Genomic DNA, 19620 nt, shown 5'->3' with positions numbered 1-19620 from the left:
AGGCGCTGGCGTCGATGGACCGGCGGGACTACCTGAAGGCGTCGCTGGCCGCGGCGGCGATGGCGGGTCTCGGAAGCGCGGCGAGCGGGGCGGCGGCCGCGGAGACGGCCGACACGTCGAAGACGGTCGACGAGCGCATCCAGGAGCATCGCACGGGCGACCTCGAAGTGNGAGACGGCCGACACGTCGAAGACGGTCGACGAGCGCATCCAGGAGCATCGCACGGGCGACCTCGAAGTGGTCGTCGAGAACCCCGACGGATCGGCGGTCTCGGGCGCCGAGGTCTCGGTCTCCCAGCAGGAGCACGACTTCGGCTTCGGGACGGCGGTCAACGCCAACACGCTGATCAATCAGTCCAGCGAGGGGGACAACTACCGGCAGTACATCCCGGAGCTGTTCAACAAGGCGGTGATGGAGAACCGCCACAAGTGGGACTTCTGGGAGAACGAGCAGGCGTTGGCCGACGAGGCGACCCAGTGGGTCCTCGACCAGGGGCTGGACATGCGCGGGCACGTCTGTCTGTGGGGCCGCGAGGACGTGGCCGCCATCCCCTCGGACATCCAGACGGCCATCGACAACAACGACGCCGAGACGATCCGCGAGCGCTCGATGGCCCACATCGAGGAGATCATCACCTACTACGGCGAGGACATGACCGAGTGGGAGGTCGTCAACGAGGCGATGCACGCCTACCAGATGCAACTCGGCGTCTACGGCGACCAGATAAACACGGACGAGCCGTGGACGGGCGAGGTCGTCCCGTGGACCTCTCAGCTCCTGGCCGACTGGTACGCCAAGGCCGCGTCGGTCATCGACGAGAACGACTTGGATCTCGGGATCGCGGTCAACGACTTCAACCAGTTCCCCTACGCCTACACTGACAGCCGCTACGAGTCGGAGATCGACCACATCAACAGCAACGCCGTCCAGCTCGACACGGTCGGGCTGCAGGCCCACGTCGCCGCACGCACGGGCGAGTACAACAGCAACTCCAGCCCGGACGGGCGGATCAGCGCCAGTCAGGTCGCCGAGGAGATCAACAAGTGGGCTGACCTGAGCGCCCGCGTGAAGCTCACCGAATTCGACATGTACAACGGCGACGACTGGAACGGCGACGAGGAGCGCGCCGACGTCATGGAGAACTACCTGAAGGGGTCGTTCTCGCATCCGGGCGTCGACGACTTCATCATGTGGGGCTTCTGGGACGGCCGCCACTGGGAGAACGAGGCGCCGCTGTTCGCGCAGGACTGGTCGCAGAAGCCGGCCTACGACGTGTGGACCGGTCTGGTCTACGACGAGTGGTGGACCGACGACAGCGGCACCACCGACGACTCGGGCGCCTACGCGACCAGCGCTTTCCTCGGCGACCACGAGGTCACCGTCAGCACCGACAGCGGGGAGACGACCGAGGCGGTCTCGGTCTCCGACGCCTCGGGCACGACGACGGTCACGGTCTCCGTCGAGGGCGACGGCGGCGGCACGAGCGACACCCAGCCGCCGTCGGTGCCGGAGAACCTCTCGGTGTCGGCGACGACCGACTCGACGGTCACGGTCACCTGGGACGGCGTCTCCGACAACGGGTCGTCGGGACTCGACCAGTACGTGGTCACCGTCGACGGCAGCCAGGACCAGACAGTCGGCGCCGGCATGACCACGGCGACCGTCGAGGGGCTCTCGGCGGAGACGAGTTACACGATCGGCGTCACGGCGGTCGACGGCGCGGGCAACGAGTCCGACGCGGCGACGGTCTCGGCGACGACCGGCGAGAGTACCACGGACCCCTCGGGGAGCGCGAACGTGCGGGTGGCGCACTTCTCGCCGGACGCGCCGAACGTGGACGTGTACGTCGACGGGACGGCGGTTCTCACGGACGTGCCGTTCCGCGCGGTCAGCGACTACCTGGAAGTGTCGGCCGGCACGCACACCGTCGAGATCACGGCCGCCGGCGACGCGAACACGTCGGTCTTCGAGGGCGACGTGACCGTCGCGGACGGCAGCGACTACACGGTCGCGGCGACGGGCGAACTCGACGCCGACACGGAGTTCACTCCGATCGTGCTGGAGGACGACAACAGCGATGTCGGCGCCGACACTGCGCGGCTCCGCCTGGTCCACGCGTCGCCGGACGCGCCGGCGGTGGACGTGACGACCGCCTCGGGCTCGACGCTGTTCGACGGCGTGAGCTTCGGGCAGTCCGGGTACGTCGAGGTGCCGGCGGACAACTACACCGTGCAGGTGCGCGGCGACACCGCCGGCAACGACGGCGACGTGGTCGCCGAGTTCGACGTCGGCCTGGCCGGCGAGACGGTCTACACCGGCTTCGCCGGCGGCTACCTCTCACCCGACGACGAGCCGACGGGCGAGGCGTTCGATCTGACCCTCTCGGTCGATAGCGGACCCGGCGGCGAGCCGGAGACGCCGGACGACCAGCCGGCCGGTGACGGCCTGGTCGTCCACGAGTTCGACGGGAGCACGTATCCCGGCTCGAACGACCTGGGCAACTGGGCGGACGCCGGGAGCTTCGCCAACGGCGGCGACGGCGAGGTCGCCGACGGCGCGCTCCGGCTGGAGTACGACAACGCCGGCTGGTTCGGCAGTAACGTGACCCAGTCGGTCGCCGACCGGCCGACGCTGTACCTCCGCGTCCGCGGGGACTCGGGCGGCGAGGAGAGCGACTTCACCGTCCAGGTCGGCGGCGCGAGCGACGTGCTCGCGAACGTCACCGACGACACCATCGGGACCGAGTGGTCGACGGTCTCGGTCGACCTCGAAGCGATGGGTGCCGACCTGGAGAACCCCCAGTCCGTCCGCCTGAACTTCTGGCAGGGCGCCTCCGGCGCCGTCGAGATCGACCGTATCTCCATCGGCGGCTCCGGCGGCAGCGGCGACGGCTCCGACGGTTCGGACGGCTCGGACGGCTCCGACGGTTCGGACGGCTCCGACGGTTCGGGCAGCGGCGACCTGATCGCGGAGATCGACCCGAGCGCGACCTCGGCGTCGGTCGGCGACCGCGTCAGCTTCCGCGTCACGGACACCACCGACTCGGGCAGTTGGATCGACTCGCTGTCCTGGAGTCTAGGCAACGGCGAGTCCGCGAGCGGCTGGTACGCCGAGACGACCTACGACTCGGCGGGTACCTACACGGTCGAACTGACCGCGACGAACAACGAAGGCGCCTCGACCACCGACACGGTCGAGGTGACCGTCTCCTGACGGCCGCGAGCGACTGAGCGGGTCGGCCACCGTGTCGACCCGCATCGGTCGTCACGGCCGGCAGGCCCCAGCGATACGACACAGACCCATGCACTCCGACGACCCACCACGACAGGCACAGGACGGCGAACAGCGACGCGACCGCGACCAGGTCGGCGCCGGGGGCGACGGCGCGACTCGCGGCCCGCGACGGCGGACGGTCCTGCGCGGCCTCGGCGGCGGCGTCGCGCTGGGCGCGGTCGGCACGCTCGGCGCGGCGGTGACGACGGCCGCCGGCGCCTCCTTCGGCGACGGCGTCAACCTCCAGCCGTCGTATTTCTGCGACGGCGACCAGGACCTGGGCTACGACCTGATGAGCGAGTATCCGGACATCGAGACGGTCCGGATCGAGATCGAGCCGTTCTCGTTCAACGAGGTCGCGACGACCGTCGAGGACGCCAAGCGCTGGATCGACGAGGCCGCCGCCCACGGCCTGAACGTGATCGCCACGTACCACCACTACCCCGACAACGGGTCGGCCAGCGCCGCGGCGCTACAGGAGGCCGCGGAGTTCTGGGCGGAGCACTACGAGACGCTCTCGGCCGACACCTCGTTCACGGTCAACATGATGAACGAGTGGGGCAACCACCAGGTGACCGCCCAGGAGTACGCCGACGCGTACAGCGAGGCGATCGACACCGTCCGCTCGGAGACGAGCTACTCGGGCGCCATCGTCTGCGACGCGCCCGGCTGGGGCCAGGGCACCTATCGGCTGGCCGACGCCGCCGAGATGATCGACGACGACGACCTGATCCTCTCGGCGCACGTCTACCCCAGCGCGTACAACGCGACGACCGGCCAGAACCTCGTCCCCGAGGATCTGGACGCCCTCGACGAGACGAGCTACCCCTGTATGATCGGGGAGTTCGGTAACTACGCCAACTCGACGGGCGCCGACTGGTCGGCGATCGTCGACTACGCGAGCGAGCTGGGCTGGCCGGTCGTCGGCTGGGCCTGGAACGGCGACGGGTCGAACGACCCGATGAACATGGCCGACCCCTACTGGGGCGACGACTGTTCGGCCGACAGCTACACGACGAGCGACTACTTCTCGGTCGTCTACAGCAAGCTCGGCGACGGCGGGACCGCGACGGACACCACGACTGACGAACCGAACACGCCCACCGACGAGCCAGAGACGCCGACCGACGAACCGAGTACGCCCACGCCGACCGACGAACCGAGTACGCCCACGCCGACCGACGAGCCGGAGACGCCGACGGACGAACCGCCGGCCGACGCCCTGGTGGTCGACGACTACGACGGCGATCCGGGCTGGGCGAGCCACCGCAACGACCTGGGGCAGTGGTGCGGGGCCGGTTCCTTCGCCAACGGCGGCGGCGAGGAGACCGGCGGCGCGCTCGTGCTGGCGTACGACAACGGCGGCTGGTACCAGAGCCAGATCAACCGCGACGTGAGCGACTACGACACGCTCGTCCTCCAGTTGCGCGGCGCGAACGGGGGCGAGGAGTCCGAAGTCCTGTTCGACATGGGCGGGGTGCGGACCATGCTCGGCAACGTGACCGACGACTCCATCGGCACCAGCATGGGGGAAGTCCGCGTCGACATNCATGGGCGGGGTGCGGACCATGCTCGGCAACGTGACCGACGACTCCATCGGCACCAGCATGGGGGAAGTCCGCGTCGACATGGAGGCGGTCGGTATCGACCGCTCGTCGCCGTCGGTGCGGTTCAACTTCTGGCAGGGCGGCAGTAGCACGCTCGAGATCGGGGAGGTGCGACTGGAATAGGGGTCGGCCGCTCCACCACGGCTTCCGTTCCCCGGGGTTTCCACGCCCCGACTCCACGCGTTTCGGGCCGCGGCCCGCGGTCCGTCCGCTCCGACCCGGAAAGCTTAGCGTTTCGAAAAGATTATTTTCCCATTCGTTAAATTTAATACCTATAGGGCGTATGTGTATTTTGCAATGGTCGATAGACGAACCGTACTGAAGGGGGGTATCGCATTCGGAAGCCTGGGTCTGGTGTCGACGGTGCTGGGCCAGGAGTCCGCGCTGGTCGTCCACGACTTCGACGGGGGAACCTATCCCGGGTCGAACGACCTGGGCAACTGGGCCGGCGCGGGGAGTTTCGCCAACGGCGACGGCAGTGGGGAGGTCGCCGACGGCGCGCTCCGACTGGAGTACGACAACGCCGGCTGGTTCGCGAGCAACGTCCGGCAGTCGGTCGCCGACCACGGTCAGCTGACGATGCGAGTCCGGGGGGACTCCGGCGGCGAGGAGAGCGATTTCCTGGTCGACGTGGGTGGCGCGAGGGGCCTGCTCGGGAACCTCACCGACGACACCATCGGGACGGAGTGGTCGACGGTTTCGGTCGACCTCTCGGCGGTCGGCGGCGACCCGGAGAGTCCGAAGGCCGTGCGGTTCAACTTCTGGCAGGGCGCCTCGGGCGCCGTCGAGATCGACCGGATCGCGTTCACGAGCGACGGCGAGGCGCCGCCGTCGACCGCGACGGCGACCCCGACGCCGATGGACCCGACACCCACGCCGACGGACACGCCCGACGACGAGACGCCGACGCCGACTGACACGCCCGACGACGAGACGCCCACCGACACACCCGACGACGGCGGGAGCACGTGGGACGTGCCGTTCCCGGAACGGCCGCCCGAGCCCGACTCGCTGCCGGCCGCGTCGGAGATCACCGAGAACACCACGGTCGCGGAGCTGTACGAGCACTTCGACGACCCCTACCACGTCCCGCGGAGCTTCACGGACTACCTGCCCGGCGAGACGGGCTCGAAGCTCCAGGAGTGGACCGACTCCGAGAAGGCCGAGGAGTTCGACTACGACGTGAGCGCCGTCGAGAACAACGTCGGCGACGGCTCGCTGACGCTCGGCCAGCTGGGCACGCAGGCGCTGCCGTACGTCAAACAGCTCGCCGAGAACGACTTCCCGGCCCACGCGACGGTGAAGCTACTGCCGCGGCTGGCGCTGCTGCCCGACGAGGAAGAGGACCCCGGCGTCCACGACGAGCCGTCGGTCGTCTGGGACGAGACCGCGGGGCCGACCGCGGCGACCAACGACCCCGACCAGCTGATCCAGGACCGCTGGCCGACCGACGCGCGGTCCTACCAGCCGATGGAGGTGCGCGTCCGCGACCGCGCCCACGACCAGCCCGAGTACGACGACAGCCGCGAGTGGGGGAGTTCCGGGAACATCCCGGACTCCTTCTACAACGACGAGACGAACCCGGTGCTCGACGCCGCCGCCGACAAGGTCGACCCAGTGACGGGCGACTCGCTGGGCGGCGACGGCTTCACCGCCAACGCGCCGATGGAGGCGGAGATCCGCATCCACGAGACCGGCGGGAGCTATCTCAACCAGTACATCAAGCTCACGAACACCAGCGAGGTGCCGTACTTCCAGGACGCGGCGGTCATCTGGTGGCTCGGCCCGTCGGGCAACGCCTCGAACCTCTCGGACGGTCACTGGAACAATCCCCACCGCCCGAGCGCGTCGCTGGGCCATCCCCAGCGCGACGTGATCGAGGTCGACCATCCGGACTACGACGAGCTGTCGGTGTACGCGGTCCGGATCGCCAACCACGACGAGCCCTACCACATGCGGACGCTCTACCCGGGTCAGAGCGTCGCCATGGAGATCGGCACGCCTCGCGACGGCAGCTCGTGGTCGACCAGCGCAGAACGGCAGGACCTGGTCGAGACGATGCTCGACTCGCTGCACGTCGAACTGGAGACGAACCTCGACCGCAACGACCCGATCATCGACGCCATCGGCCTGACCTACCGGGTCCCGAACTGACCGCGAGCGTCCCGAAACCGACCGGGACCGTTCCCGAATCGACCGAGACCGTTCCCGAACCCCGCCCGCGACCGCGGCGCCGTCGCCCCTGACGGCGGCGCCGCGCCGCGGATCCCACTCCATCCTCAGATGTCACACGACCACGGCAGCGACCGAACCGACGCATCGACCGACGAACAGACCGCCGACCACCGGAGAGACGACACCGCCGGCGACCGGACTGGCGACGCCTCGGGCGGCTACGCCGACGGGGTCGCCCGCCGGGTCGACGCCGTCTCCCGGCGCAACTTCCTGCGGACGGCCGCGGGCGCGGGCGCCGCGACGGCGCTCGGGCTGGGCATCACCGGCAGCGCCGCCGCTGACGGCATCCCCACGCCGTGGCTCCACCGCGACGGCAACCTGATCCGCGACCCGAGCGACAACGAGGTGATCCTCCGGGGCGTGAACGTCCCCGACGCCAAGCGGATGAACGCCAAGGAATTCCGCCCGGACGCCGACGAGACCATCGCGCGGGCGACGAACGCCGAGGAGGGCTGGTACTCGCGGATCGTGCGCCTGCCGATCCAGCCCACCGACGTCGGCGGCCACGACACTGGCGGTATCCCGCCGGTCCCCGGATTCTCGCAGTCACAACTCGAATCGTACGTCCAGAACCACCTCCGTCCGGCCGTCGACACCTGCGCCGAGCACAACGTCTACTGCATCGTCGACTACCACCGCCACCGCGGCCAGGACGAGGCACACGCCTACGACAGCGAGGGCATCGACGAGGAGCTGACGATGTTCTGGGAGACGGTGGCCCCGGAGTTCGCCGAGGATTCGAACGTGCTCTTCGAGGTGTACAACGAGCCGATCCACCCCTTCCAAGGTCACTACGAGCCCAACGTCGACGTGGACCCGACCGACGACGAGGCCATCGAGACGTGGAACACCTGGAAGGCGGCCGCCCAGCCCTGGGTCGACACCATCCGCGAGCACGCGCCGCGGAACCTGATCCTGATCGGCTCGCCCCGCTGGAGCCAGTGGACCTACCAGGCGCCGAGAAACGAGTTCGACGGCGACAACCTCGCGTACACCGGCCACGTCTACGGCCATCAGAATCTCCGGCCGCTCTCGGAGTACTTCGGGGAACCGGCCGAGGAGGTGCCCGTGTTCATGACGGAGTTCGGCTGGGGCGAGAACGGCGCGAACTACATCACCGGGACCGCCGACGACGAGGGCCAGGAGTTTCTCGACTTCTTCGCCGACTACGACGTCCACTGGCAGGTCTGGTGTTTCGACAGCAAGTGGCGGCCGGCGATGCTCGACCACGACTGGTCGGTCAAACCCTACGGCGAGTTCTGGCGGGAGGAACTCGCCGCCCACCGCGACCAGGACGTGCCCGACGGCGAGGTCGATACCGGGACCGACGACGACACGCCGACGGATACGGCGACACCGACCGCCACGCCCACCGCTACCCCGACCGCGACGCCGACGGCCACGCCCACCGACACGCCGACGCCCAGCGGTCCAACGTCGACGCCGACGCCGACCGACGCGCCGAACACGCCGACGGACACACCCGCGACCGACGCCCTCGTGATCAACGACTACGACGGCGACCCCGCGTGGTCGGCCAACCGCAACGACCTGGGCCAGTGGTGCGGCGCCGGGAGCTTCGCCAACGGCTCCGGCGAGGTCGAGGACGGCGCGCTGGTGCTGGCGTACGACAACGGCGGCTGGTACCAGGAGCAGATCAACCGCGACGTGAGCGACTACGACACGCTCGTCCTCTCGGTCGCCGGCGCATCGGGTGGCGAGGAGTCGGAGGTCCGATTCAGCATGGGCGGCGCGAGCGGCATGCTCGCCGACGTGACCGACGACTCGATCGGCACCACCCTGTCGACGGTCGCCGTCGACATGGCGTCGGCGGGCGTCGACCGGACATCGTCGAGTCTCTCGCTGCGGCTGAACTTCTGGCAGGGCGGCAGTAGCCGGCTGCGGATCGACGGCGTCCGGCTGGAGTAGCGTCCCCCTCTCTCGGGGTCGAGGCGGACGAACCGTCCGTTCTCACCGGAGGGCGTTTCTCACTCGCCGAGAACGGTTCCCAACGGTGGAGAACAGCCGCCCGGGTATATGCTCGCGTTCGCCGTCTCTCTAGATAGAGGTCACACCAATGTCGACGACCACCCCCGGCGTCAACGAGTTCGAGAGCAAGATCGGCGGTCTCACGGTTCACGGGAAGGCACACAGCCTCTCGGCGTGGTTCGTGCTGGCGTTGCGGCTGATGATGGGCTACGCGTTCCTGCACTCGGGCCTGGCGAAGGTCCTGGGCGGGGGCTTCGCCGCCGACGGCTACCTGGTTCACTCGGCCGCGACGAACGGCAACCCCCTCGAAGGGATGTTCCTGTGGATGGGGACGACCGACTGGTTCGTCGCCTTCGCGAACGTCGCCGTCCCGTGGGGCGAGGTCCTCATCGGCCTCGGCCTGCTCGTCGGTGCGCTGGTCCGCCTCGCGGCGTTCTTCGGCGCGCTCATGATGCTCATGTTCTACTTCGGGAACTGGAGCATCGAACACGGGGTCATCAACGGCGACTTCGCGTACATGCTCGTGTTCCTCGCCGTCGCCGCCTTCGGCGCGGGCCGCATCATCGGGCTGGACACGCTCATCGAGCGCTACGAGGTCGGCGGCGAAGCGCTGATCGAGCGCTTCCCCCGCCTGGGATACGTCCTCGGCTGAGGCCCGGGGCACTCTCCCGAGCGCAATCGACCGAATCGCACGAACCAATCCTTCTCGCGACCGTTTCTGTGTGCCTGGCGGAGTACGCCGATCGAATTCCATATCGCGATATCTGATTTATTAGTGCGATACGAGGCCGCAACTGTGTTCTCTGTGGGGCGACAAAATTCGCGGATCCGTCGACTCAGCGGTCGGTCTCGGGGAATCGGCGACGACGATACCCTGGCGAGGCGGGTCTACTGGGCGAACTCGGCGACCGACTCGAACGAATCGTCGGCGAGGGCTGCGGCGAGGCCGGAGATGTCCACTCCGTCGACGTGACTCGGGTACTTGCGGGCGAAGTAGCCGACGAGGTTCTCCACGTCGCGTTCGAGCAGTTCGCGGGCGTTCTCGTGGTCGGTGGGGACGGCCTGGGGCCAGTCGAAGACGACGACGCCCGCCTCGGTGACGAAGACGTTGTACTCGCTCATGTCGGCGTGGACGTACCCCTCGGCGTAGGCCGTCGCCATCTCCGCGAGGATCAGCTCCATGACGGGGACGACCTGGGCGTCGGTGAGTTTCGTCCGGGAGAGCTCGACGCCGTCGACCTTCTCCATGACGAGGGCGTGGCGATTGTGGTCGACGGGCTGGGGGACAGACACGTCCGGATAGAGGCTTTCGAGGGCGTCGTACTCGCGTTCGGCGGCCTTGCGCGCGGTGTACTGCCAGGAGACGTGGTCCCGATCGGACGTGTAGTCGCGCTCTTTCATTACCTCGCGGAAGTTGGTGTAGCCCTCGCGGTGGTACTTCAGCGCGAGCGGGCGATACGAGCGGACCTCGTACACGTCGCTCTCCTTGCCCACGCCCAGGGGAGCGCCGACGCCGTCGAAGGTCTCCCGCTCGGCGAAGGTGTGCAACGCGAGCGCGTCGTACCCCTCGAAGGTGAGCTTGAACCCCTCGTACTGGATCGTCTTGCGTTCGACCAGCCCGCGGTCCTCACAGCGGTCCAGCCGGTAGTCCACGTTCTCCGGGGACAGGCGAGTGTACTCGGGGAGCTTCTCGCGGTTGACATATTCCGAGAAGCGCATCCCCTGTTCGACCCCCGAGAGCAGATAGAAGTCCTCCGGTTCGAGGTCGGCTATCACGGATGCCACGTTCTGGACCATTACTCGCCCGTACTCCGTCGATAGGGAAAAGCCCGACGCGTCGGCCGCGACCGGCCGATAAATCACATGCCGCGATATCGAATTCTCCCCGAGCCGCTGAACTGGTCGCCCCGAACGCACGGCCTCACGGGACGCCGACCGCTCGTTCGCGATGGCCGCAACCGGGACTCGGTGAGTGGAATCGACGTTTCCGAGGCCCGAACGGCCGGACGAGTGTGTTGAAAATATCGCGAAAAAAGATTTCTTCCAGAAATTATTTCAAGGGGTGGGCCACAGTAGGGCACGAATCATGGTAGTTAATCACGAGGGAAACGAGGCGGACGGTGAGTCGGCGGGCGGCTTCTCGCGCCGACAGTACGCACAGGTGATCGCGGGGTTAGGCGCGGCGGGACTGGCCGGCTGTCCGAGCGAGGGCGGGTCGACGGCGACGCCCGCCGGGTCGGACGATGGCACCGTCGAACCGATCGAGTTCGACGGTGAGGGCAGCGGACCGGCGGATTCGGGAACGGACACCGAGACGGCGACGGCGACCGACCGCGAGCCCGTCGTCGACACGATCGCCTACGCCCACGCGAACTCGCCGGACGTGTTCGACTGGAACCCCTGGACGCCCCAGGACAACACCGCCGGCGACCTGTGGATGTCCGACCTCCACGGGCTCCGGAACGTCCACACGACGAACCTGACCTACAGCGGGACGACGATTCCCACCCCGCACAAGCCAGACCACGAGGAGATCGAGATCATGACGTGGATCGAGGGCACAGACGTCGAGCCGCCCTACGACTGGTACGACCACCACGACGACCGCTCGACGTACTGGAACGGTGACGCTCACGACGCGGTCGCCCGCGAGAAGCACAACCACGTCGAGTTCTTCCAGGCCGGGAACAAGTTCACGGAGAGTGCGACGTTCAACCAGCGGGCGGAGGACCAGTGGACGCTCCACCAGTGGACGGACAAGGGGACAGTCTCGGAGCAGGAGCCGGACCCGACGGCGAGCAACATCCTGGAGACGTACGCGGGGCCGGTCGACGGCGACCCGCCGCTGCACCCGTCGTTCACGGAGCCGTATCTGGAGCAGTACCGCGACGCCGGGTCGCGCGACCGGGCGACCTCGGTGACCGACGAGCTCAAGAGCGACCGCGTCTCGCTCGACCGCATCGCGCTGGCGGGCGGGACCGACGAGTACCTCGCCGGGTCCGGTCCCTACCGCCTGAAGTCGATGGACGACGTGGGCTCCGAGCGGATGATCCTCCGGCTCGACCCGGAGCATCCCAACGCCGGCCACACCAACGTCGAGAAGCTCGCGATCTACTGGGCGGAGGGCGACCGCGCCCAGACGCTGAAAACCGAGGGCGTGCTGGACGTGAACGTCGGCGACGTGTCGCCGGGCGCGGCGCTGAACCGCGAGGTACTGCCCGACTACATGCAGGAGTTCACGCGGTGGCTGCGCGCGACCGGCGGCGACATGTGGAAACTCAACTGGAACAACTCCCACCTCCAGAATCTCTGGGTGCGCCGCGCGCTGATCGAAGCGGTCGACTGGAACGCCGTCTCGATGAACGGCTGGGGAGAGGGGGGCGCCCAGCCGCTCGCCCACGACACGTTCCTCCTGGACGCCCAATCGGAGGCGATCTTCTCCGAGGAGTTCCTCGACAGTCTGCACACCTATTCGCGGGGGTCGAACACGGAGACGGCCACCGAGTACATGAACCGCGCGGGCTACACGAGACAGGGCGGTCAGTGGGTCGATCCCTCCGGCAACCCCGCCGAGATCGACCTGTTCGCCACGTCGACGATCCCCGAACACGTCCAGGCCGCCCAGACGATCCGGGCGAACCTGGCCAACTGGGGCTTCGGCGTGAACCTCTCGACGCAGGGGTGGTCGACGTGGTCGAACAACTTAGACCCCAACGGGGGGCTGAACTACGAGTCGTCGCTGTACTGGCACGGCGACCCGTACGTCTTCCAGTACTACCACGACGTGGGCGCCTGGTGGGACGAGACGCTCGTCGCCGGCAGCCCAACCGCCCCCGACCCATTCGAGGCCGAGCCCGAGGACACCGTCGACACTCAGGGCAAGCCGATCGTCCAGCAGATCCCCGACGAGCCCGGCGCCTTCGAGGCCCCAGACGAGGCCGGGAAGGCCCCGGACCTGGACGGCGCCACCGAAATCAACCTCGTCGAGACGGTCAACGCGATCCGCCAGCCGGGCAACAGCGAGGCCGAGCGCCAGCAGCTGTATCGCACCTGCGCGAAGTACTACAACTTCTACGTCCCCCATTTCCCGTTCCACCAGTACATGCAGGGGTCGTTCGGGAACGTCCGGGACTTCGACTGGCCAGGGTCCTCCGCGCGGGCGTTCGACTACGAGCACTCGTTCGGCATCGAGAACGTGCTCGTGCTGGGCGGGATCGCACAGGCCAGCTACGACACCGAGTTCGAACCGCCGGAGGAGGGGTAGCGATGTAACGACGCCGTCGCCACCGGTCGGTGGTATCGTCGCAATACCGCTCCCAACTCCTTGTCACGGAGCGTCCGGGGATCGCGACGCCACACGTCGCTCCCACTCCCACGCGTCGCGATCGCCGGGACGGCTCCCGCCGAACAACACACGGATTACTCGCGAGCGAGACATCGACACAAATGGACTCCGACGACGCAGCGTTGCGCGAACAGTTGCGGGTGTTCGGGCTCTCGGACAACGAGATCAACACGTACCTCGCGCTGCTGGAACTCGGCGAGGCGACGACGAGCGCCGTCGCCGAGGAGGCCGGCGTCACCCAGCGGACCGTGTACAACATCGTCGAGCGCCTCGAAGACCGGGGGCTCGTGCGAGTCAACGACCACGCCTCGCCGACCACCATTCGCGCGCTCGCGCCGCGGGAGGCGATGGCCGACATCTCCGAGCGCATCGACGCGATGACGCCCGCCCTGGAGGAGCGATTCACCGAGACCCAGCCCCGGACCTCGGAGATCGAGATGGCGAAATCCCGGCGGAAAGCGCTCAAGAACCTCCGTGAAGACATCGAGAGCGCCGAGTCGGAGGTGCTGGTCTCGGTACCGGCCGACGTGGTTCCCGAGGTCGAGTCGGAGTTGCGCGCGGCCCGCGAGCGCGGAGCGTTCGTCCTCCTGCTGGTCGGCGAAGTCGAGGAGATGGGGGAAGCGCCCGACCGCTACGCCGACCTGGCGACGGCCGTCCGCTGCTGGGGCGGCGAGATGGCGTTCGCCTACGCCGCCGACGACGAGCGGGCGATGATCGGCAGCCCCGAAGTGTTCGACGGCGCCTACTTCGAGGAGGGTGTCGTCTGGGTCTCCGAGTGGGGACTGACCGGCGCGGTCATCGCCACGTTCCTCGGCGCCTACTGGCCGTTCCCGCGGGAGGTCCACGTCGCCGACCCGCCCGAGTTGCCGGCGACCTTCGAGTGGTTCCGGGCCGCGACGTTCGCCGCGGCCCGCCACCGCGAGGCCGGCGCGGCGTTGCGCGCAGCGGTCGAGACGGAGTCCGGCGGCCGGATCGAGGGGCGCGTCCGCGAGGTACGCCAGGCGCTCGTCGACCCGGTCACCAACGAGTTCACCCTGGAGAACAGCCTCGTCGTCGACACCGGCGAGCGAGTCGTCAGCGTCAGCGCGCCCGGCGGCTTCCTCGAAGAGTACCGCGCCGCGTCGGTTCGGCTCCGGCCGGTCGAGGAGTGAGCGTCCGGGAAACGGCGCCCGCGGTCGACGGTGTTACTCGCCGGCGACGGCCTCGACGGCGGCCATCGCCTCTTTCTCGTCGGCGTCCGCGCCGAGCCACTCGTCGGCCCAGCCCTCGATAGCGTCGAAGACCGGACAGAGCGACTCGCCCTTCGCGGTCAGCGAGTAGAACGTCGCGACGGGGGCGTCCTCTTCGAGTCGGCGGTCGACCAGGTCCAGCTCCTGCAGGTCGTCGAGCACGCGCGAGAGCGTGCGCGAACTCGCGCCGGTCGAGCGCTTGAGCTCGTTGAACCGCTTTTCCCCCTCCTGGAGGTCGTACAGCACGACCAGTCGCCACTGGGAACCGATCTGTTCGAGCGAGTCGACCACGGGACAGGCCTCGGGGTTCGCCGCCTCGGAGTTCGCGTTCGTCGCCATGTGTCTCCCCGTACTCCGCCCACCTACTTAGGCAGTTCGTTCACGAACCCGGTATCACCGAGACACCTGATTACTGGACGCGACCCGATCCGGTTCGAGCCGGCCAAAGCCGACCCGACACCGCTGTGGCGGAGTCACGATGGCGTCGGTGGCCCACCACGCGCCCGGTAACACCGGTGTCTCCCGGTGACACTGGTGTCAGATAACGTATATTTGTATGGGGGTTGTACGTGCTGTCGATGGCAGAGGCACGCGTTCACGACGGTAGCACGGACGACGAACACATCGCGGCCCGAACGGCGGTGACGGCCTGATGGTCGCCGAGTCGGCGGCGGGCGACGTGATCTTCCTGCTCGCTCGGGTGCTGTTCGGCGGCGTCCTCGCGTTCATGGGGATCAACCACTTCTCGGGCGTCGAGGGGATGGCCGGCTACGCCGAGATGAAGGGGATCCCCGCGCCGGCGTTCTCGGTGGTCGCTTCGGGCGTGATGCTCGTCCTCGGCGGTATCGGGGTCGCGCTCGGCGTCGCGCCGGTGCTCTCGGCCGGTGCGCTCGCCACCTTCCTGCTCGTCTCGGCGGTGACGATGCACGACTTCTGGGCGGTCCCCGACGACCAGGCCCAGGACGAGATGACTGGCTTCCTGAAGAACGTCGCGCTGGCCGGCGGCGCGCTCGGATTCCTCGCACTGGGCGGGCAGGCCTGGCCCTACGCGGTCGGTTTCGGTCTCTTCTAGCGCGTCACGCGGTCGATACCCGCTCCGGTGACCCCCGGTTCACTCCATCCGCTCGCTCGCGGTCGCCCGGGACTGTCGCTTCTGTGAGACCCCGTAGGCGGCGACCGCGAGCGTCACGAGGAGGTTGATCGCCCCGAGCAGGGGCAGGTCACTACCGAGCCGGCCGAGGAACCCGGCGTTCGAGGCCGACTCGCTATCACCGCCCTCGTCCGCGAGGGCGGCGGTCGGATCCGAGTCGTCGGCGGGTGGTTCCGTGAACGACGGAATCGGCGAGCGGGTACCGCGGTCGGCTGGCGCCGGCGATCCGTCGTCGGCCCCGCTCTCCGCCCCGCCGTCGGCGGCCGCCAGCCGTTCGAGTATCGCCAGGTCCCGCTCCATGCGGTCAGCGCCCAGCGCCGCCTTCTCGGCGCGGAAGTGATCGACGAAGCGGTCGAACCGGCGGTCGTACGGCGCGCTGACAGCGAGGTCGACCGACGACTGCTCCCACTGGCCGTCGTGTTCCCGGTACTCGATAGCCGCTTTGGCGGAGTCGGCACCGGCGTCGCCGCCGGCCCGTTCGTGGGCCATCCAGTTGCGCACCAGGTTCCCGTACTCGGCGAGTGCGACCGCCTTGCGGACGCCGGTCGACCCGTAGGACGGCGCCGCTCGCGACTCGAAGCTCACGTTCCTCGTCACCGTTCGGGCACCGCCCCCGGGGTCCTCGTAGCTCGCGACGAGGTCGAGCGTCGGGTCGCTGCCGGTCTTCGCCACCTCCAGCAGGACGACCCCGCCCTCCGTCTTGTTGCCCTCGCGCCGGGAGGGAAACAGCGTGGTGACCTCCATCAGTTCGGCGCTAGCGGCGTCGGCCTGGGGCGACCCGTAGACGTTCTCGATCCGGTAGCCGTCGCCGGCCACCTCCAGCGAGAGGTTGTACACCAGCGGCGTCACCATGTAGGCAAACCCCTCGTCCATGCGCTCGTCGAACTGCGCCGGCGAGTCGACGGTGTAGTAGTTCGCCCCTCGCACCGTCGAGACCGTCTCGGTCAGCCGGGAGTTGAAGTCGACGCCGACGCCGACGAACGTCGTGTGGATCCCACGGTTCGCGTACGAGCGCATCCGCGACTCCAGGGCGCCGCCGTCGGTCTCGCCGAGGTTCGGCATCGCGTCGGTGACGTAGACCACGCGGGTCTCCCGTTCGCTGTTCCCGGCGTGCGCCGAGAGCATCTCCTCGGCGCGGCTCATCCCGGCGTCCAGGTTCGTGCCGCCGTCGGCCCGCAGCGAGCGCATCTCGCTCCGGAGGTCGCCCCGGTCGGTCTCGCCGACCCGCTGGAGCCCCTGGACCGTGCGCGCCGTGTTGTCGTAGGCGACGACGCCGACCCGGTCGCTCGCGTTCAGCCGGCCGAGCATCGAGACGACGGCGTCGCCCGCGGCGTCGATCTTCGGCTGGTTCTCTTCGACTCGCCGTTCCTCGCCGCCGTCGTCGTAGTACTCGCTGAATCGGTCGCTCATCGACCCCGAGGTATCGACGACGACCACGAGGTTCAGCGGCTTGCGCTCGAAGTCGGCCGTCGAGACGCCGGAGTTGAGCCCGACGGTGACGAACCGCTCGGTGTCGTTGGCGAGCGGGTCCCGGGTCACCGCCGTACTGTAAGAGGGGCAAAAGAGCGCCTCGCACGGCCGCGATTGGCCGGTGTCGAAGTAGTAGTCGTGGAACAGTCCCTCGTAGGTCAGATCCGTGGGCTGGGGGACGTACCCCTCCTCGACGTTGCTCCGGAAGGCGTTGGCGTCGGCGGCGCCGCCGGCGCTGACGCCGATGCTGTTGCTCCCGCCGCTGCCCCCGTCCCCGGCCACCGCACCGCTGGCCCCGTCGCCGCCGCCCACGGGACCGCCCGAGCTGTTCGACGCGCTTCCACAGCCGGCGAGGACCACCAGCGCGACCACCGCCACCGCGAGTAGTGCCTGACGCATGCACCACGATCGTTCACGTCAGTTAATAGGTCGGCCGATGGATCAAAGGCGCGTTTCACCGTTCAAAACCGCTCTATCGACAGATCTATCGCGCGCGTTCGTCGATCGTGGTATTCGGTACCGAATGCCAATACGAACCTCCCGCAGTCACCGGTCCACGTCGCCCATGATGGGGTCGAGGCTACCGATGGTGGCGATGAGGTCGGCGACGAACTCGCCGCGGGCGGCTTCCTCCAGCGCGGAGAGGTTCGAGAAGGAGGGGCCGCGGATCTTGAAGCGGGCGGGCTTGTCCGTGCCGTCCGCGCGGATGTAGATGCCCAGTTCGCCCTTGGCGGACTCGACGGCGCGGTAGATCTCCGTGTCGGGGTCGGGCCGCAGCGTCCGGGGGACGTTGGCCTGCACGGTGCGTTCGTCCGCGGGCCACTCCTCGAGCAGGTCGACGCACTGTTCGATGATGCGTGCGGACTGTTCTATCTCGCGCAGGCGCACGAGCACGCGCGAGTAGTTGTCGCCGCCCTCGGCGGTGACCACGTCCCAGTCGAGTTCGGGATAGTAGCCGTAGGGATCGTCGCGGCGCAGGTCGTAGTCGACGCCCGACCCGCGAGCGACCGGGCCGGTACAGCCGTACTCCCTGACCGTCTCGGCCGATAGCTCGCCGGTCTCAACCGTGCGGATCTGGAAGATCTCGTTGCTGGTGAGCAGGTCGTGGTACTCGGCGAGGCGGTCGGGCAGGTCGTCGACGAACTCGCGGATCTCGGCGAAAAAGTCCGCGCGGGGGTCGGGCAGGTCCCACGCCACACCGCCGAGCCGAAAGTAGTTGAACATCAGCCGCTGGCCGGTCAGGTCTTCGAGGATGGACTGGATCCGCTCGCGCTCCTTGATGGCGTACATGAACGAGGCGGTGAACTCCCCGATCACGTCCAGCGCGTAGGTGCCGACGGCGAGGAAGTGGCCGAGCAGCCGCGAGAGTTCGGCGCTCATGGTGCGGATCACTTGGGCGTACTCGGGCACGTCGATGTCGGCCAGATCCTCGGCGACGCGGGCGTACGCCCACTCGTTACAGAGGCCGGCGCCGGTCCAGTCCCACCGGTCGGGGTAGGGCATGATCTGGTGGCGGTAGGTGCCCTGCTGGCACATCTGCTCCTCGCAGCGATGGATGTAGCCGATGTCCGGGGTCACCTCGGCGACGTGTTCGCCGTCGAGCGTGGCGCCCACGCGGAGCACGCCGTGGGTCGCCGGGTGGTGCGGGCCGAGGTTGACGTACATCGTGTCACCGTCGCGGTGGTCCTCGGCCAGCGGGTTCTCGTGTTCGCGGAAGGGCACGATCTGCGGCTCCGTCTGGTCGAAGTCCGGATCGAGCGGGTGGCCCTGCCAGGTCTCCGGCAGGAGGATCCGCCGCAGGTCGGGGTGGCCGTCGTACTCGATCCCGACGAGGTCGTAGGCCTCCCGTTCGTGCCAGTCGGCGGTGGGATACACCGGCGCCGCGCTCTCCTGTTCGGGCGCGGCGGCGGGCGTCGGGACGACCACCGAGAGTTCGCGCTGGGGGTCGTCGTAGCTGCGGAGGTGGTAGATCGACTCGTAGCGGTCGCCGTAGGCCTGGGCGGTGACGCAGGCGCAGTGGTCGAACCCCGCCCGGTCGCGCAACGCCGACAGCGCCGCCTGCACGCGGTCGGCTCGGACGACGAGCGCGGGCGCGTTCAGATGCTGTTCGGTGTCGGTGACGGCGTCGTCGGGGACGACCGCGAGCGCGGCGTCGAGCGGCGAGTCGGCGTCGGCCGGGGCGACCGCCGCGGGGGCCGTCTCCCCCGTCTCGCCCACCTGTCGCTGCCGTTGGTCCATACCCGCGCTTGGCGCGGTCGGACAATCGCCGTTGGGCCTCACGAGTGGGCAGGGTTTAAGTCGGCCCGCCGAATTCGATCGCGC

At 68.6% G+C, this 19620-nt stretch carries 13 protein-coding genes; 8 read left to right on the top strand and 5 right to left on the bottom strand.

Annotation, left to right across the window (positions count from 1 at the left end; translation table 11 throughout):
• Positions 1-28 precede the first annotated feature (28 nt).
• Entirely contained in the window at positions 29-154 is a 126-nt protein-coding gene (locus C475_RS25070; RefSeq protein ID WP_268869899.1) for a hypothetical protein, read from the bottom strand.
• Positions 155-237: 83 nt separating this feature from the next.
• Between C475_RS25070 and C475_RS24795 the strand changes: the two genes are divergently transcribed.
• From C475_RS24795 to C475_RS00715, 5 genes are all read left to right on the top strand, one after another.
• Complete coding sequence (locus tag C475_RS24795) at positions 238-3213, top strand: DUF4397 domain-containing protein (protein WP_006881804.1); 2976 nt, start codon at positions 238-240, stop codon at positions 3211-3213.
• A gap of 88 nt (positions 3214-3301) precedes the next feature.
• Positions 3302-4969, top strand: coding sequence for a cellulase family glycosylhydrolase (locus tag C475_RS25250; RefSeq protein WP_006881803.1), 1668 nt, complete (start codon positions 3302-3304; stop codon positions 4967-4969).
• A gap of 208 nt (positions 4970-5177) precedes the next feature.
• Complete coding sequence (locus C475_RS00725) at positions 5178-7034, top strand: DUF2125 domain-containing protein (RefSeq protein ID WP_049929814.1); 1857 nt, start codon at positions 5178-5180, stop codon at positions 7032-7034.
• A 129-nt stretch (positions 7035-7163) separates the two neighbouring features.
• Positions 7164-9044 carry a glycoside hydrolase family 5 protein gene (locus tag C475_RS22110; protein WP_006881801.1) on the top strand — a complete coding sequence of 627 codons (1881 nt, stop codon included), beginning with the start codon at positions 7164-7166 and terminating at the stop codon, positions 9042-9044.
• A gap of 148 nt (positions 9045-9192) precedes the next feature.
• Positions 9193-9756, top strand: a complete 564-nt coding sequence (locus C475_RS00715; protein ID WP_006881800.1) for a DoxX family protein — start codon at positions 9193-9195, stop codon at positions 9754-9756.
• 236 nt (positions 9757-9992) lie between these two features.
• Here the strand turns inward: C475_RS00715 and C475_RS00710 are convergent, their stop codons facing one another.
• A complete protein-coding gene (locus tag C475_RS00710; RefSeq protein ID WP_006881799.1) occupies positions 9993-10901 on the bottom strand; it encodes a serine/threonine-protein kinase RIO2 in 909 nt (302 codons plus the stop codon).
• 289 nt (positions 10902-11190) lie between these two features.
• Between C475_RS00710 and C475_RS00705 the strand changes: the two genes are divergently transcribed.
• Positions 11191-13368: an ABC transporter substrate-binding protein gene (locus C475_RS00705; RefSeq protein WP_006881798.1), complete on the top strand. Its 2178-nt coding sequence runs from the start codon at positions 11191-11193 to the stop codon at positions 13366-13368.
• A 182-nt stretch (positions 13369-13550) separates the two neighbouring features.
• Entirely contained in the window at positions 13551-14600 is a 1050-nt protein-coding gene (locus C475_RS00700) for a TrmB family transcriptional regulator (RefSeq protein WP_006881797.1), read from the top strand.
• Between the two features lie 33 nt (positions 14601-14633).
• Here the strand turns inward: C475_RS00700 and C475_RS00695 are convergent, their stop codons facing one another.
• Complete coding sequence (locus tag C475_RS00695; RefSeq protein ID WP_006881796.1) at positions 14634-15017, bottom strand: winged helix-turn-helix transcriptional regulator; 384 nt, start codon at positions 15015-15017, stop codon at positions 14634-14636.
• Positions 15018-15330: 313 nt separating this feature from the next.
• Between C475_RS00695 and C475_RS00690 the strand changes: the two genes are divergently transcribed.
• Positions 15331-15750: a DoxX family protein gene (locus C475_RS00690; protein WP_006881795.1), complete on the top strand. Its 420-nt coding sequence runs from the start codon at positions 15331-15333 to the stop codon at positions 15748-15750.
• Positions 15751-15789: 39 nt separating this feature from the next.
• Here C475_RS00690 and C475_RS00685 read toward each other — a convergent pair whose 3' ends face one another.
• Positions 15790-17697, bottom strand: a complete 1908-nt coding sequence (locus tag C475_RS00685) for a vWA domain-containing protein (protein WP_006881794.1) — start codon at positions 17695-17697, stop codon at positions 15790-15792.
• Between the two features lie 147 nt (positions 17698-17844).
• Positions 17845-19536: an NADH-quinone oxidoreductase subunit D gene (locus C475_RS00680; protein ID WP_006881793.1), complete on the bottom strand. Its 1692-nt coding sequence runs from the start codon at positions 19534-19536 to the stop codon at positions 17845-17847.
• Positions 19537-19620: the final 84 nt, after the last annotated feature.

Source organism: Halosimplex carlsbadense 2-9-1, from assembly GCF_000337455.1.
GTDB lineage: Archaea > Halobacteriota > Halobacteria > Halobacteriales > Haloarculaceae > Halosimplex > Halosimplex carlsbadense.
This window is presented reverse-complemented; position numbering and strand designations above follow the sequence as displayed.

Excerpts from the sequence above, each read along its gene's own strand:
- C475_RS00690 (WP_006881795.1), top strand. The coding sequence starts at position 15,331 with ATGGTCGCCGAGTCGGCGGCGGGCGACGTGATCTTCCTGCTCGCTCGG.
- C475_RS00705 (WP_006881798.1), top strand. The coding sequence starts at position 11,191 with ATGGTAGTTAATCACGAGGGAAACGAGGCGGACGGTGAGTCGGCGGGC.
- C475_RS00725 (WP_049929814.1), top strand. The coding sequence starts at position 5,178 with ATGGTCGATAGACGAACCGTACTGAAGGGGGGTATCGCATTCGGAAGC.
- C475_RS00700 (WP_006881797.1), top strand. The coding sequence starts at position 13,551 with ATGGACTCCGACGACGCAGCGTTGCGCGAACAGTTGCGGGTGTTCGGG.
- C475_RS00710 (WP_006881799.1), bottom strand. The coding sequence starts at position 10,901 with ATGGTCCAGAACGTGGCATCCGTGATAGCCGACCTCGAACCGGAGGAC.
- C475_RS22110 (WP_006881801.1), top strand. The coding sequence starts at position 7,164 with ATGTCACACGACCACGGCAGCGACCGAACCGACGCATCGACCGACGAA.
- C475_RS00680 (WP_006881793.1), bottom strand. The coding sequence starts at position 19,536 with ATGGACCAACGGCAGCGACAGGTGGGCGAGACGGGGGAGACGGCCCCC.
- C475_RS00715 (WP_006881800.1), top strand. The coding sequence starts at position 9,193 with ATGTCGACGACCACCCCCGGCGTCAACGAGTTCGAGAGCAAGATCGGC.
- C475_RS00695 (WP_006881796.1), bottom strand. The coding sequence starts at position 15,017 with ATGGCGACGAACGCGAACTCCGAGGCGGCGAACCCCGAGGCCTGTCCC.
- C475_RS00685 (WP_006881794.1), bottom strand. The coding sequence starts at position 17,697 with ATGCGTCAGGCACTACTCGCGGTGGCGGTGGTCGCGCTGGTGGTCCTC.